We start from the raw sequence: 14372 nt of genomic DNA, 5'->3' as shown, positions 1-14372 counted from the left end.
CCTGCTTGTCGTTTTGCGTCAACACATGTTGTCCGCAATAGACCCAATACAATACATGATCCGAGAGCGGCCCTTGGGCTTCGCTCTTTCTATTGTGTGAAATTTGGTACATTTCAATGTATCCCTTGTATTCGTGGTTCGGCTCTGCTTGACAGGCATCATGAAAGTCGCGGACTTCTATCCCAAAGTAAAGGAGGACTTTCTCTTATGTCACAATCGCCTACTCAACAAGAGGTGCCAGTTACAGAAGGTGCCAACGTTTCCGAGCGCCAGTCCTTGGACGTGCTCGATCAACTGATGAAGCCTGAGGTACAGGAGTCTCTGACCGTTTTGGTTGAAAACCTGCCTAAACTGGCTGAAATGGTTACTGCCATGACCAAAGCTTATGACTTTGCACAAAGCGTAGCTACAGACAAAGTTCTGATCAGCGACACAATGAGCGCAATGGGTGAATTCGCTAAACCAGTTGTAGACAAAGCCAAAGGTGTAGCTTCCGCTGCAATCGAAGCAAATGACCGTGCGCAAGCAGAGCAAACTTCGGTTGGTCTGTTCGCTATGCTCAAAATGCTTAAAGATCCAAACGTACAACAAACGCTGCGTTTTGCTCAATCATTCCTGAGCATTCTGAACGAGCGTCAACAACAGCAACGTTAAGATTAGAAGAACGGAGGATGGATATGTCGAAGCAAATTTTGATCTTGGGCGGAGGTTACGGTGGTCTTTTGACTGCGCTGACTGCGCGTCAATACCTGACACCGGAAGAAGCGACAATTACAGTCGTTAACCGTTACCCTACGCACCAAATTATTACGGAACTGCACCGTCTTGCAGCAGGAAGCATTGCTGAAAAGGCAGTTGCTCTTCCGCTTGAAAAATTGCTGCGTGGTAAAAACGTGAACTTGAAAATCGATACGGTGGACACAATCAAGCCGGACGAGAAAAAAGTTCTGATGACCAGCGGCTCTACTTACTCCTATGATGCACTCGTCGTTGCCCTGGGTAGCGAAACGGCATTCTTCGGAATTCCGGGATTGCAGGAGTACAGCTTCACGCTGAAATCCGTTAGCGATGCTAACCGCATTCGTGCACACGTTGAAGCACGTCTGGATGCTTACAAACAATCCGGCAACAAAGCAGACGCAACGTTTGTTATTGGCGGCGGCGGTTTGACAGGTATCGAGCTTGTCGGCGAATTCGCAGACCTTCTTCCAGGCGTATGCCAAGAGAAAGGTATCGATTTCAACGATATCTCCCTGTACACAGTTGAAGCAGGTCCTTCCATCCTGGCAGGATTCCCGCCCGAACTGGTTGACCGTGCAAAATCGAGTCTCGAGAAACGTGGCGTTAACTTCATCGTTGGCGTAGCGATCACAGAGATGAAAGAAAACGAAGTATTGCTGAAAGACGGCAGCTCGATTCCTACGAACACACTCGTATGGACAGGTGGCGTACAAGGTAATGCGGTTGTTGCTAACAGTGGAATTGAAGTGGATCGCGGCCGTGCAAAAGTTACGGAAGTTCTGCAATCCACATCCCACAAAGATGTGTTCGTTGCTGGTGACAGCGCAGTGGTCTTCCCTAGCGAAGGCGCTCGTCCATATCCTCCAACTGCACAACTGGCTTGGCAAATGGGTGAAACCATTGGTCACAACCTGGGCGTAATGTTCAAAGGTGGCGCAATGGAATCCTTCACACCAGTATTCTCCGGTACACTGGGAAGTCTGGGTCGTAAGGATGCTGTCGGCATGATCGGTGGCAACCAGACTCGTCTGAAAGGTCTGCCAGCAACCATGATGAAAGAAGCAAGTAACATCCGTTACCTGTCTCACATCCACGGATTGTTCGCACTGGCTTACTAATTTAGTAGCTATCCATATAAGGGTGCCCTAGGGGCACCCTTTTTGCGTTGCTTCAGCCAGGGTTAAACGCTAAGGAGCAGGTGAGGTTAAAAGGGCTGCAGAACTGGATGGATACGTTAGGTATAGACAGTACAGGGTGTATGGTATATTAAGATGTATATGGAAGCATGATTTATGCGCTGACAATGCGCTAAACGGATGGGATCACAGCAGCCGGCGCTTAGAAGCGCCGGCTTTCGTTTAAATTAAAGACAAGTCCAGAGAAGGATAAAGCTACACGGGGTTACCCGTTTAACCGAGAGGAGCATGACATATGAATGTATTGGTTATTGGTGCAAACGGACAAATCGGCAAGATGCTTGTGGAACAGCTCGCCCAGGAAGGCAAGCATCAGGTGACGGCAATGATTCGCAAACCGGAACAGGCAGATGCACTCAAACAGCTGGGTGCAAATGTAGTCATGGGTGATCTGGAGGGCAGCGTGAATGATCTGGCTGAAACAATGAAGGATCATGATGCCGTCGTATTCACAGCAGGGTCCGGTGGTTCTACAGGTGCAGACAAGACACTCCTTATTGATCTCGACGGGGCTGTAAAAACAATGGAGGCCGCGCTGCAGCAGGGCATTTCCAGATACATTCTGGTCAGTGCTTTTGGTGCAGATCAGCGGGAGAAATGGTCGGATGCCATTAAACCATATTATGTGGCGAAGCATTATGCCGATCGTGCGCTGTTTGCGAGTGAGCTGAATTATACGATTATTCGTCCTGGTGGCTTAAAAAATGAACTAGGAACAGGCAAAATCGCCGTAGGAACAGACTTGAAACCAGGAAGTATACCGCGTGAGGATGTGGCTCGTGTTATCGCAGCTTCCCTGCAGGAAGAGAAGACATATCGCATGGCATTTGACCTGATCGCCGGGGACGACCTCGTGGAGGATGCATTGGGCAAACTGTAGAGTTCTATTGTAAGATATCGGGAGAATGGAACGAGGGGGGAACTCGGTATGAATGAAGCCGTGCTGGTGATTGAAGATGAACCCAAAATCGCACGCCTGCTTGAACTTGAATTACAGTATGAGGGTTATCAGGTGGGTAAGGCAGGGAGCGGTACGGAAGGGCTCGAAATGTATCATGGCGGTCAGTGGGATCTGATTCTGTTGGATATTATGCTGCCTGGCCTGAGCGGAATTGAGGTGCTGCGGCGAATCCGTGCCAAAGATGCCTTGGTGCCCATCCTGATGCTAACTGCGAAGGATTCAGTCGAGGACAAGGTGTCGGGACTTGATCTCGGTGCCAATGATTACATTACTAAACCCTTCCGAATCGAAGAACTGCTTGCCAGAGTACGGGCAGCGCTCCGGCTGAGTGCCGCAGCCGCTTCTTCATCCGGGGTAATACGACATGCCAATCAAGACACAACAAGCCATATGACTGAAGAAGAAACAGGCTGGCTTACTGCCGCTGGGTTGAGGTTGAATGAGGGTACAAGGGAGGTATCCCGGGATGGAATACCTATCGAGCTTACTCCACGTGAGTTCGATCTTCTTGTGTATCTGCTGCAGAATCAGCGTCAGGTATTGAGTCGTGATCAGATTGTGCAGGCAGTCTGGGGTTACGATTATTATGGAGATACCAATGTGGTGGATGTGTATATCCGTTATGTGCGCAAAAAGGTAGATAACGGATTCACTCCACCCTTAATACATACCGTTCGTGGTGTTGGATACGTTCTGAAGGAGCAATTATGAGTCTGCGGAGCAAAATTTATGGATACTCCTCGGTTTTGTTTGCGGTACTGCTCATCGCTGTAAACCTGTCCGTGTATATCGTTTTTGAACGAATTTCAATGTCTAATGAGATCAAGCGTGTCGAAGCTGAGGCCGGCTCGATCGTAACAGGAGTGCGCGATTCTGCCGAATCCATTCCACCGGACGATCTGCTGCGTGCCTATGCGCCGGTGGAAGGAATGCTCCGCATTGTCAATGAGGATGGTACCAGTTCCGATCCGGTAACGACAGCGACAGAGCCCCAATTGAACGAGATGCTGAGCAAGCTGCCGTATAAGTACGAGAGTCAAAAGAAATCAGAGTATACCCGGGTTGGACAGCTGGAGTATGTCTGGGTGTCTGTGCCGGTAATCTGGCCTGATGGTGAAGTGGTGAATGTACAAGTCACTGAAAGTGTTGCGGATACCGAGAATGGCCTGTCCGTGCTGCGTACGGTTCTGGTCGTTGTAACGATTATCGCATTGATCCCTGCGATTATCTCCAGCCGAATTTTGGCGAACCGGATGACAAGGCCGATTCAGCAGATGACCCGTACTATGAGTGATATCCAGTCAAGCGGCCAGTTTAAGCGGCTTCCACTCGCTGCCCAATCGAAGGATGAACTGAGTACCATGGGGCAGACGTTTAACCGCATGATGGATTTGCTGGAATCCAACTTCGAGCGGCAGGAGCGTTTCGTATCGGATGCCTCGCATGAGCTTAAAACGCCGCTGACGATTATTGAGAGTTATGCCAGTCTGCTGCAGCGACGGGGCAAGGAGCGACCTGAGGTGTTCGATGAGGCTGTTGAAGCCATACTGTCCGAATCCGTTCGCATGCGAGAGATGACCGAACAGCTGCTCTTGCTGGCCAAGCAGCCAGAGCAATGGAACATACAGCTGGAAAGGCTTGATATCACACGTTTGGCTCAGGAATCTACTCGAGCCTTCCGGGAAGCCTATCACCGGGAAGTTTATTGTGATGATCCAGGCAGTATCTGGGTGATCAGTGATGAAAGTAAGCTGAAGCAGATGTTGTTTATTCTGCTGGACAATGCCCGTAAGTATAGCGAGGATGCCATTGAAGTCAGACTGGAATCCAGAGGACAGGAGTGCCGGATATGCATCGTTGATACGGGGATTGGAATGCGGGAGGAAGAGCTAACCAAAGTATTTGACCGTTTTTACCGTGTGGACCCGGCAAGAACCCGCAGCGGCGGAGCAAGTGGATCGGGCTTGGGATTGTCTCTCGCGAAGGACATCGCAGGGGCTATAGGGGCACGTGTTGAACTGAAGAGTGCCGAAGGTGTAGGCACCGAGGCTTCGATTATTTTGCCAGTATCCGTTCAGACGACCCTGTTCTCATGAAATTCTCATTCTTCTCTTGTATACTGATGCCAAGAGTGTCACGGGAGCAGATGCACGTGTGAAAAGGGGGAGGCAGATTGGAAAAGTCACAAGTACCACCGGAAATGAAACGGGAACAGCAGCAGACGAGCGGAAGGTCAAAGCGACCGATATGGTGGGGGGCAGGTATTGTGGCTGTGCTGCTTGTCACAATCGTAGGCTGGTGGCAGCCATGGCAATCCAGCCGTGTGATGCTGAGTGCGGATGCAGCAGCGCAGGCAGTATTGGAACAATACCCTGGAGAAATTGTGAATTCCACATTGAAGGACGGTACGTATATCATGCAGCTTCGATCCGAAACAGGGCTATATGATGTACAGCTGGATGCGGTAACTGCTACAGTCAATGCCATCAAGAGGCTGGAATCCAATCCTGAGGCTGAAGAAAAAACACTGCTCAGCCGGGAGCAGATCAAGACGGAGTTGCGGAAGCAAACCGATGAGCAGCTGGTATCCCTGGAACTGGTGGAGCAGCAGGGAAGTCCGGTTTATCTGGCTGTATTGAAAATGAAGGATAATCGCCGTGAACAGTGGACAGTTGACCCATATAACGGGGAGAAGCGATCTTCCAAGACGCTGGATGCTCCAGCTTCGGAACCGGGAAAAGAGAATGATGCTCCGCAGTTTCTTAGTGAGAAGGAAGCTGAGCAAAAGGCACTTGCCAGAGTTCCCGGGGAAGTGGATGACACGGAGCTCCGTGGAACGAATAGTGGAAATCCCTATTATCTGGTCGAGATTGATCTGGAGGACGGCAGGGAAGCTATCGTGCAGGTGAACGCTATATCCGGAGCGATCCGGTCCGTGACCTGGGATGAAGACGAAGAAGATTAAGTAACTTCAACAATAGAGATGCAATAATGCAATAATACTGTGAATGTTCGTCTCATTTTCTCATCAAATTCTAATCTGACTCTCGCTGATCTCTCATACGCACAGGTTATTCTATAACTGTAGACGAGAACGAGAATAACAACGAGGAGATGAAACATGATGAACAAACACAAACTATGGATTGGCAGTATTTCGGCAGCGGTACTTCTTGGAGGGTCGGCGGTAGCAGCGAGCAGCAGCGTAAACGGACAGTCGGTACAAACCACACCATCATCGACTTCGCAGTCGGTCACACAGGATCAGAGCAGTACTGGCAAATTGCTGACTGGAGCGCAAGCCAAAGCAGCGGCATTAAAAGCGGCTGAGGGTAAAGTTGACGATATTGATCTGGAGCGCAGAAACGGCCAAACGTTCTACGAAGTCGAAATTGACCGCAAAGGAAGCAATGACGTTGTGGTACGTCTGGATGCCTACACAGGCAAGATCCTGGCGGTTGTGGATGATGAAGACTATGACGACGATGATGATTATAATTACAATGGCTCTGCCACAAGTACTTCCAACCAGTCTGCCGCAAAACAGGTTAAATTGACCGAAGCACAAGCCTCTGCGATTGCCCTGAAACAGGTGACAGGTGGAAAAGTAACCGAAATTGAGCTCGACCATGATGACGGACGTTATGTCTATGAGATCGAGATCAGAACCGCGGATGGGGAAGCAGATGTTGATGTGGATGCCAATACAGGTAAAGTGCTGTCCTTTGACCAGGATTTTGACGACGAGGATTAAATGAAGGACCGTTAAGACACCGATTAAAATAAATACAAGTTAGCATGCTCACACACCTTAAGAGAACATCTCTGGAAAGCTGCATGCTCATGGTAAAGGACGCTTCATATGAAGCGTCCTTTTTGCTGCCTTTTCATCATAATCTTAGAGTTCTGTTGCTAGATATGATAATCATCCAGATCACAATATCCTAAACTGTGGTAAACTAGTAGAATTATAGAAACGGATAGAGACAGGAGCTGGATAACGAAGTGAACGAAGAACAAGTACTTTCCATTGAAGGCTTGCGGATGCGTTATAACGGACGTTATGTCCTGAACGGAATTGATCTTGAGGTGAAGCGGGGAGAGATGATTGGGTACATCGGTCCGAATGGGGCCGGCAAAAGCACCACGGTCAAAATCCTGCTGGGACTGGTTGAAGGATATGTGGGCAAGGTTTGCATCTTTGGCAAGGATATCGCAGATGGTGATACGGAATATAAACGCAGAATCGGTTATGTCCCCGAAGTTGCAGAGCTGTATGAACAACTGACTCCAGCAGAATACCTGACGTTCATTGGAGAACTGTATGGGTTGTCTTATGCGGATGCCGATTACAAGGCGAAGCTGCTGATGGATTGCTTTGGACTCGAAAAATCCTATCATTCCCGCATTGCCTCTTTCTCGAAGGGGATGCGCCAGAAGGTGCTGCTCATCTCAGCATTGCTGCATGATCCGGATCTGCTGTTTTTGGATGAACCGCTCAGTGGGCTCGACGCCAACAGCGTGATGGTGGTCAAGGAGATTTTGTCGCAGCTGTCGGCCAAAGGTACAACCATCTTCTATTCCTCGCACATCATGGACGTGGTCGAGAAGATCAGCAGCCGGATCATCCTGATTGCGGAAGGAAGAGTGATGGCAGACGGAACATTCAGGCAGCTGCAGCAGCAGTCCATGGAAGGCACGCTCGAAGAGGTGTTTAACCAATTGACGGGCTTTAATGAGCATAAGGCGATTGCTGAACGCTTTGTATCGATTGTGCAGGAGGTGTATTGATATGGCGGAATCCTCCGAATTCCGTACGCTGAAGATCCTGGATCATTTTCGCCATATCATTGCCAAGACAGGGGCGGATTATGATGTGCTGCGGCTCATTTTGCGGGTGAAATTTCAAATGGATCAGCGCAGGGTACCGACTGTATTGTCGGCGCGCAGCGGTAATAAGGAGCAGAAGGAAGGGAACCTGTACCTTCGATCCCTCTGGTTGTACGGATTGATGGGTTTGCTTCTGGTGCCATTTGTCGTCTGGGATACCGGTCATTATATGCTCCAGATGGGTCTGGTCACCGCTGTGCTGATGTTTATCATCATGACATCCATGATCTCGGACTTTTCCTCTGTGCTGCTGGATATCCGGGATCGGAATATCATTATGACCAAGCCGGTGAATGCCCGTACGGTTGGCATGGCCCGGGCTATTCATGCCGGAGTGTATTTGCTGCTGCTGACAGGTTCCCTGACAGCCGTACCACTGGTTGCGGGCTTAATCACACATGGCATCGGATTCTTCCTGTTATTCATCGCGGAACTCATTCTGATCAATATGTTCATTCTGGTCACTACATCTCTAGTTTACTTGTTCATGATGAAGTTTCTGGATGGAGAGAAGCTGAAAGACATGATCAACATGGTACAGATTTTGTTATCCGTTGGCATCGCTGTTGGATATCAGCTGGTTGCACGGTCATTCAGTATCATTGATTTTGACATGGTCTTCACGCCAGCCTGGTGGCAGCTCTTACTTCCTCCCGTGTGGTATGCAGCTGTATATGAATGGCTGTTCGCTGGTGGTGGGGATGTATGGCTGTATACCTTCAGCACGTTGGCTGTTGTTGTTCCAATGATCAGTTTGGTTATCTATGTGAAGCTGATGCCTTCCTTTGAATTGTATTTAGAGAAAATGGCCCATTCAGGATCGACCTCGGGACGAAGAAAAGGGTTATGGGATCGTACACTTGCCAGGGTATTCTGCCGTTCCGGGGAGGAGCAGGCCTGCTTCCGGTTGTCAGCAAGCATGATGCGAAGTGAACGGGAATTCAAGCTGAAGGTATATCCATCCATTGGATTATCCTTTGTTTTGCCTTACGTCTTCTGGTTCACCCAGCTGCAGTCATCCACGTGGGCGGAACTTAGAGAGAGCTCGTTCTTTTATACACTGTACATCATGCTGATTCTCGTGGTTTCGGTAATCATCATGCTGAAGTATTCGGGCCATTACAAGGCATTCTGGACCTTCCGGGCTGCCCCGATTGCGAATGAAAATGTGCTCTATATGGGTGCACTGAAGGCATTTATGTGCAATATGTTCTTGCCTGTTTTTCTGCTGAATGCCATTGTATTTGCCTGGACATTCGGGCTGCGGATTCTGCCTGATCTGGCTGTGATCCTGCTGGTGGGTACGGCGCTGATTCCGTTAACAAGCAAGCTGTTATTGCGCAAGCCGCCGTTCTCTCTATCCTTTAGTATTGCCCAGCAAAGTGATGGCTGGTTTGTATTCGCGGCATTTCCGGTGATTGCCTTGTTATGGGGGATACATGTTTTCTTTCGTACACTGCCAGGAGGCATCTGGATCTTCGGTGGAGTTCTGATCGTGGCTAATTTTCTGCTCTGGAGCATGTTATACCGGGTCAAGCGGGTGAATGTTCAGGTTTCAAGTGAGTGGGGAGCAAGCAAGGAACAGAACAATTCACGATAGTACACCATAAGAATGAAGGCCAACCCGTTCATCTGAACAGGTTGGCCTTTTGCCTTTGAAGATCATTCGCTTAAGGAAGAGGAAGGGGAAATTCATGGCTGAGCAAGTCGGGCCTCAGCCATCCGGTCTGCTGCATCAGCAGTGGAGATGCTCGATGCTGCAGCTAGTTGGTAGACCTGGGTGAGTGTATCCGCGATTTCCGCCACCCGCTGGCGGATCTGGTCCGGCACTTCACCCTCCAGCTCGTAGGCGGTGCTGATGATGCCGCCTGCGTTAAGCACATAGTCAGGCGCGTACAGAATGCCCCGCGCCTGCAGGCGGCGAACAACCGGCTCCCGCTCGCTGAGCTGGTTGTTCGCCGCCCCGGCAACAATGGAGCAGCGAAGCTCCTCCACCGTTGCCGGGGTCAACACGCCCCCCAGAGCACAGGGGGCGAACACCTTGCAGTCAGCGGCGTGAATATGGGCCGGATCGGCCGGGGTAGCGCCGCTGAACTGCACAAGGGCACGTTGTACACGTTCCGGTACAACGTCTGCCACAATGAGCCGTGCCCCGGCTGCATGCAGGTGGCGGCACAGGGCATGCCCAACCTTGCCCAGTCCCTGGACGGCCACGGGAATGCCCTGAAGAGAAGTGACCCCCTGATGCTGCAGCGAGGTCACAATGCCTGTATACACCCCGTAGGCAGTCATCTCGGCGGTGAAGTCATTTTGTGCCCCCAGTGACCCGGTCGTATCCGTCACATAGGTGGTCTCCAATCGGATCTGGTCCATGTCCGCTGCCGTAGTCCCCAGATCAAGGCCTGTAACATAGCGTCCATTCAGCCGTTCCAGGAAACGTCCCAGCGAGCGGAAGATATGCGCACGTTGTGAGACACTCAGGTTCAAGCTGTTATTGCCTGATGGCTCCACTCCCGATACTCGCTCTGCCGCCGGCAACTCCCAGACCACGGCTTTTCCGCCGCCATACGGCAGATTGGAAACGGCATTCTTGTAGGTCATGCCTTTGGCCAGCTTGATTGCATCGCGTATGGCCTCTTCCTCCGAAGCATACGCCCAGTAGCGGCATCCTCCCAGCGCCGGCCCGAGCACGGTGCTGTGGATGGCAATGACAGCCTTTAGCCCACTTTGCGGATCATGACAAAATAGGAGTTCTTCCAGGCCTTCACGCTCCATCTCCTGCCATAGCTGCATGGCCCTTCCCCCTTATGTCACCTTGTACCCATTTTGTCGTCTGAGCATTTGCTCTCCATTTATTGACCCTTCATTCTATTCACAAAAACCTGGTTTCGCCCCTGGGTCTTCGGCCGGGTTGATAATCGGGACAAACGGTTCTATAATGGCAATTCCAGTGTGTCATTCGACAGGAAAGAACCGAGATTTGCATTTAACGGTTTAAAATGATCGCATAACGTCCAATGATGGAGATATGGAGAAACGTACAGGAAACAGACCGAAGCTCGTATCGCGGGTCCAACCGGTGTACGTGCCAGGAAAGAGGGATTGCCATTGCTTAAAATATTGTTGTTTATCTTCTTGATCCAAATCGTCTATGTGTCGGCCTATACACTGCGGATGATTCTGACGCTCAAAGGACAGAAATATATCGCTGCCCTCATCAGCATGGGTGAGATCATCATTTATGTGTTAGGGCTGAATCTGGTCCTCCAGTACTTGAAGCAGCCATCCGCACTGATCGTTTATGCCGTGGGCTACGGCCTGGGTGTATTGCTGGGTGCCTGGATCGAAGAGAAAATTGCGCTCGGTTACGTTACGGTTAAAGTGATCTGTAATCAGATGGGCGGGAACGTAGCCAATGCTCTGAGGGATAAAGGTTATGGTGTCACCGCATGGGTGGGCAGTGGACGTGACGGAGATCGTTTGGTCATGGAAATTCTGGCGAAACGGAAAAATCAGAAATTGCTCTACCAGACCATTCTGGAACTGGATCCGAAGGCATTTGTTATTACCGTAGAACCGAAGCAGTTCCATGGCGGATTTTGGACACGCTCGATCAAAAAATAGGATAAGACAGGCATGCCGTGCTGCAGGCCTGTTTTTTTTGTGAGCAGTTTGGTTTCTTTGCTTTTTCCTTACCCCTGAAAAAAATTCCTTAGAAGTTAATTGCGTACGATTGGTGGTTGCCTAGAGTACACTCCATGCAGCATCCATGCAGCTTCGACAACGGTTATCACGAACCTAAAATAGGGATTATTGTTGTAATCGCTTCCAGGATGTACATTGTGGACATGTTCTTCATGAGATGTGCTGGCAGCAGTGGAGGAACATATCATTATAATTCAGGGAGGAATGGTTTGATGAAAAGCAAGATTCGAACATGGTGCAGTGCCGCACTGGCTCTTACGTTGGGGCTGACCCTACTGTCTGGCCCAGCAAGTGTACAGGCAGCAGGAAACGCAGATTACAATCTTACAGGTTTCTCCCAAGGGAACACGGGCGGGGGTTCCATCAGCGAATCGGATACGTCCAAGTATAAAAAGGTCTATAATGCAGCGGATCTGGCTGCGGCGCTAAAAAAGAACTCCGGTGTCAAAGTCGTCGAGATCATGAACGACCTGAATCTGGGATGGAACGAAATTCCGAGTGCCGCCCAGACATCCCCTTTTGCGAAGCATAATGATGCACTAACTCACCCAGTACTGAAACAGACGGGTGTCAGCAAGCTGACGATCGACAGCTTCAATGGCCTAACCATTTTCTCCGCTAACGGGGCGAAGATCAAACATGCAGCCATCAGCGTCAAACGCAGCTCCAATGTTATCATTCGTAACCTTGAATTTGACGAGTTATGGGAATGGGATGAAGCAACCAAGGGCGATTATGACAAAAACGACTGGGATTATATCACCCTTGAAGAGAACAGTAACGTGTGGATTGACCACTGCACATTCAATAAAGCCTACGACGGGCTTGTTGATTCGAAAAAGGGAACCAGTGGTGTGACTATTTCCTGGTCTCTCTTCAAAGGAGATGACGGCAGCGCGAACAGCTGGGTTACCCAGCAGATTAACGAATTGGAAGCGAACAAGGCTTCCTATCCAATGTACAATTACCTGCGGAGCAGTGCGGTTGGACTCAGCAAAGCCGATATCATTGCCATTTCGTCCCCTCAGAAAAAAGGGCATTTGGTCGGCTCAACGAGCTTCGAATCAGCGAATGCCAACCTGTCCATAACCCTGCACCATAACCTGTACAAGGACATTCAGGATCGCATGCCACGCCTGCGTGGAGGGAACGCACATGCCTACAATATCGTGATGGATGCGACAGGAGCGCGTGCAGCCAAATCCAAAATCACGTCGGCGATGGCCGCTGCGATCTCATCCAAAGGCTATCATTTTGATATCATCAGCAACGGGGCCATCTCCACAGAGAGCGGAGCGGTGCTGGTGGAGAAATCGGTGATCCAGGACGTACAGTTCCCGGTCCGCAATAACCAGACCGATCCGGCCGATGCCACGTATACAGGCAAGATTCGGGTGACGGATACGATGTATTCGCTGGATGGAAGCTCATTCCGCGGCAGCAGTGATACTTCAGGCAGTCCGCTCAGCCCGGTACCGGCTGCAGTGAAGAGCTTCTCATGGAACGGATTTTCGTCCCTTCCTTACAGCTATACTACAGATGATCCGGCGACGCTGAATGCCCGACTAACGGGATCAAGTGGAGCGGGTGCAGGCAAATTAATCTGGTCCAAAGACAACTGGCTGAAGACGAGCTACTAGATAACCCAATGCAGCAGGTAATGAGATGTGTGACTGAGCGGAGGGGGGATGTCAACCGCTCCACCGCTTATAAACAAAGAGTGCTCCTGCAGCCACCATGGCCGGGAGCACTCTTTTTAAGCAACAGAAGTCCTTAGTTAAACCAATCCATCATCCTGAGAGGCAGGTGCAGCACTCACGGAATCACGATAAATGATGTTGCCCTTCACGTGTACGCGGCCGAAGCTGCGACTTGGGTTATCAATCTTTTTGAGCATGGATTGAACTGCCGTGCGTGCCATCTGTTCCACGTCAACCTCAACCGTAGTTAATTGGGGATCGGAGAGGGTCGCATAGATATCATTATCGAACCCAACCACGGAGCATTGTGCGGGCACCTGTATCCCCAGGGAGGTCAATTTCTGAACGAGTAAATGAGCGACCTGATCGCAGTTGCATACAAAAGCCGTAGGCAGTTGCTCTGGCAGATCGATCTCAATGAACGTACCTCGCTCATCACGGTCGTTAAGCACAAGATCCTGATTCATCGGCAACCGATGCTCCAGCAAGGATTTATAATATCCAAGGAATCGATCCTGAATGCTGCTTGTAGAGTACAGATTCCCGACATATGCAATCCGGCGGTGTCCCTGCTGGATCAGAACGTTGGTCAGCTCGTACGCAGCGTAAAAGTTATCGGTAACGACCGAATCGATATCCGAGTGCTCATCGTAGAAATCGAGAAACATTTTGGGAACGTCCATCGATTGCACCAGTTCAATATACTCTTTGCTGATCTGCCCAAGCACAATGAAACCATCCACTTTGCTATCGCTGTATAGTTTGGGCAGTGTTAAATCTTCTTCGTCCTGACCATTCAGAATGTGCAGAATACCATAGTATCCTTGGTCCTCCAAATGCTTGGTGATGCGCTGGAATACACGTACGTAGAACGATTGGGTAGGACCGGTAAAACGCTCCGGGATAATAACGCCTATATTATGAGTCAAGCCTTCCTTCATCGAGCGGGCTGCGGCATTATACCGGTAGCCCATCTGGACGGCAAGCACTTTGATTTTTTCCTTCAATTCGCCACTGACGCCATCTTTGTCATTTAATGCTTTCGAGACCGTCACACTGCTAACTCCGAGCTTGTCGGCGATATCCCGCATGGTGATATTGTTCTTCAGCTTTGGTCGCCTCCTTCAAGCCGGTTTAAGTACAATGTGCAGCCATTATGATTAGCGCTTACTTAACCAT

Annotated in this window: 13 protein-coding genes; 11 read left to right on the top strand and 2 right to left on the bottom strand. The window is 50.1% G+C overall.

Annotation, left to right across the window (positions count from 1 at the left end):
* Positions 1-207 precede the first annotated feature (207 nt).
* The 9 genes from PIL01S_RS10280 (at position 208) to PIL01S_RS10240 (ending at position 9388) form a co-directional block, all read left to right on the top strand.
* Complete coding sequence (locus tag PIL01S_RS10280) at positions 208-654, top strand: DUF1641 domain-containing protein (protein ID WP_127537453.1); 447 nt, start codon at positions 208-210, stop codon at positions 652-654.
* 23 nt (positions 655-677) lie between these two features.
* Positions 678-1859 (top strand): NAD(P)/FAD-dependent oxidoreductase, encoded by a 1182-nt coding sequence (locus PIL01S_RS10275; RefSeq protein ID WP_127537452.1) that lies wholly within the window; start codon positions 678-680, stop codon positions 1857-1859.
* Positions 1860-2172: 313 nt separating this feature from the next.
* Positions 2173-2817 (top strand): SDR family oxidoreductase, encoded by a 645-nt coding sequence (locus tag PIL01S_RS10270; protein ID WP_127537451.1) that lies wholly within the window; start codon positions 2173-2175, stop codon positions 2815-2817.
* 48 nt (positions 2818-2865) lie between these two features.
* Positions 2866-3609 (top strand): response regulator transcription factor, encoded by a 744-nt coding sequence (locus tag PIL01S_RS10265; RefSeq protein WP_127537450.1) that lies wholly within the window; start codon positions 2866-2868, stop codon positions 3607-3609.
* Positions 3606-4994, top strand: a complete 1389-nt coding sequence (locus tag PIL01S_RS10260; protein WP_127537449.1) for a sensor histidine kinase — start codon at positions 3606-3608, stop codon at positions 4992-4994. Before PIL01S_RS10265 ends, PIL01S_RS10260 begins: the two co-directional genes overlap by 4 nt.
* 77 nt (positions 4995-5071) lie before the next feature.
* Complete coding sequence (locus tag PIL01S_RS10255) at positions 5072-5863, top strand: PepSY domain-containing protein (RefSeq protein WP_127537448.1); 792 nt, start codon at positions 5072-5074, stop codon at positions 5861-5863.
* 159 nt (positions 5864-6022) lie between these two features.
* Positions 6023-6652, top strand: coding sequence for a PepSY domain-containing protein (locus PIL01S_RS10250; protein ID WP_164764210.1), 630 nt, complete (start codon positions 6023-6025; stop codon positions 6650-6652).
* Between the two features lie 251 nt (positions 6653-6903).
* Positions 6904-7689, top strand: a complete 786-nt coding sequence (locus PIL01S_RS10245; protein WP_127537446.1) for an ABC transporter ATP-binding protein — start codon at positions 6904-6906, stop codon at positions 7687-7689.
* 1 nt (position 7690) lies between these two features.
* Positions 7691-9388 (top strand): hypothetical protein, encoded by a 1698-nt coding sequence (locus tag PIL01S_RS10240; protein ID WP_127537445.1) that lies wholly within the window; start codon positions 7691-7693, stop codon positions 9386-9388.
* Positions 9389-9480: 92 nt separating this feature from the next.
* Here PIL01S_RS10240 and PIL01S_RS10235 read toward each other — a convergent pair whose 3' ends face one another.
* Complete coding sequence (locus tag PIL01S_RS10235; RefSeq protein WP_127537444.1) at positions 9481-10581, bottom strand: Leu/Phe/Val dehydrogenase; 1101 nt, start codon at positions 10579-10581, stop codon at positions 9481-9483.
* 315 nt (positions 10582-10896) lie between these two features.
* Between PIL01S_RS10235 and PIL01S_RS10230 the strand changes: the two genes are divergently transcribed.
* Together PIL01S_RS10230 and PIL01S_RS10225 are read left to right on the top strand one after the other, a co-directional pair.
* A complete protein-coding gene (locus PIL01S_RS10230) occupies positions 10897-11412 on the top strand; it encodes a DUF2179 domain-containing protein (protein ID WP_127537443.1) in 516 nt (171 codons plus the stop codon).
* A 293-nt stretch (positions 11413-11705) separates the two neighbouring features.
* Positions 11706-13133 carry a pectate lyase family protein gene (locus tag PIL01S_RS10225; RefSeq protein ID WP_127537442.1) on the top strand — a complete coding sequence of 476 codons (1428 nt, stop codon included), beginning with the start codon at positions 11706-11708 and terminating at the stop codon, positions 13131-13133.
* 137 nt (positions 13134-13270) lie between these two features.
* Here PIL01S_RS10225 and PIL01S_RS10220 read toward each other — a convergent pair whose 3' ends face one another.
* Positions 13271-14284, bottom strand: coding sequence for a LacI family DNA-binding transcriptional regulator (locus PIL01S_RS10220; protein ID WP_127537441.1), 1014 nt, complete (start codon positions 14282-14284; stop codon positions 13271-13273).
* Positions 14285-14372 lie beyond the last annotated feature (88 nt).

The sequence above is a fragment of the Paenibacillus illinoisensis NBRC 15959 genome, assembly GCF_004000925.1.
Classification (GTDB): domain Bacteria; phylum Bacillota; class Bacilli; order Paenibacillales; family Paenibacillaceae; genus Paenibacillus; species Paenibacillus illinoisensis.
Note: the sequence above shows the minus strand (reverse complement) of the source record. Positions and strands in the feature narration are given on the sequence as shown.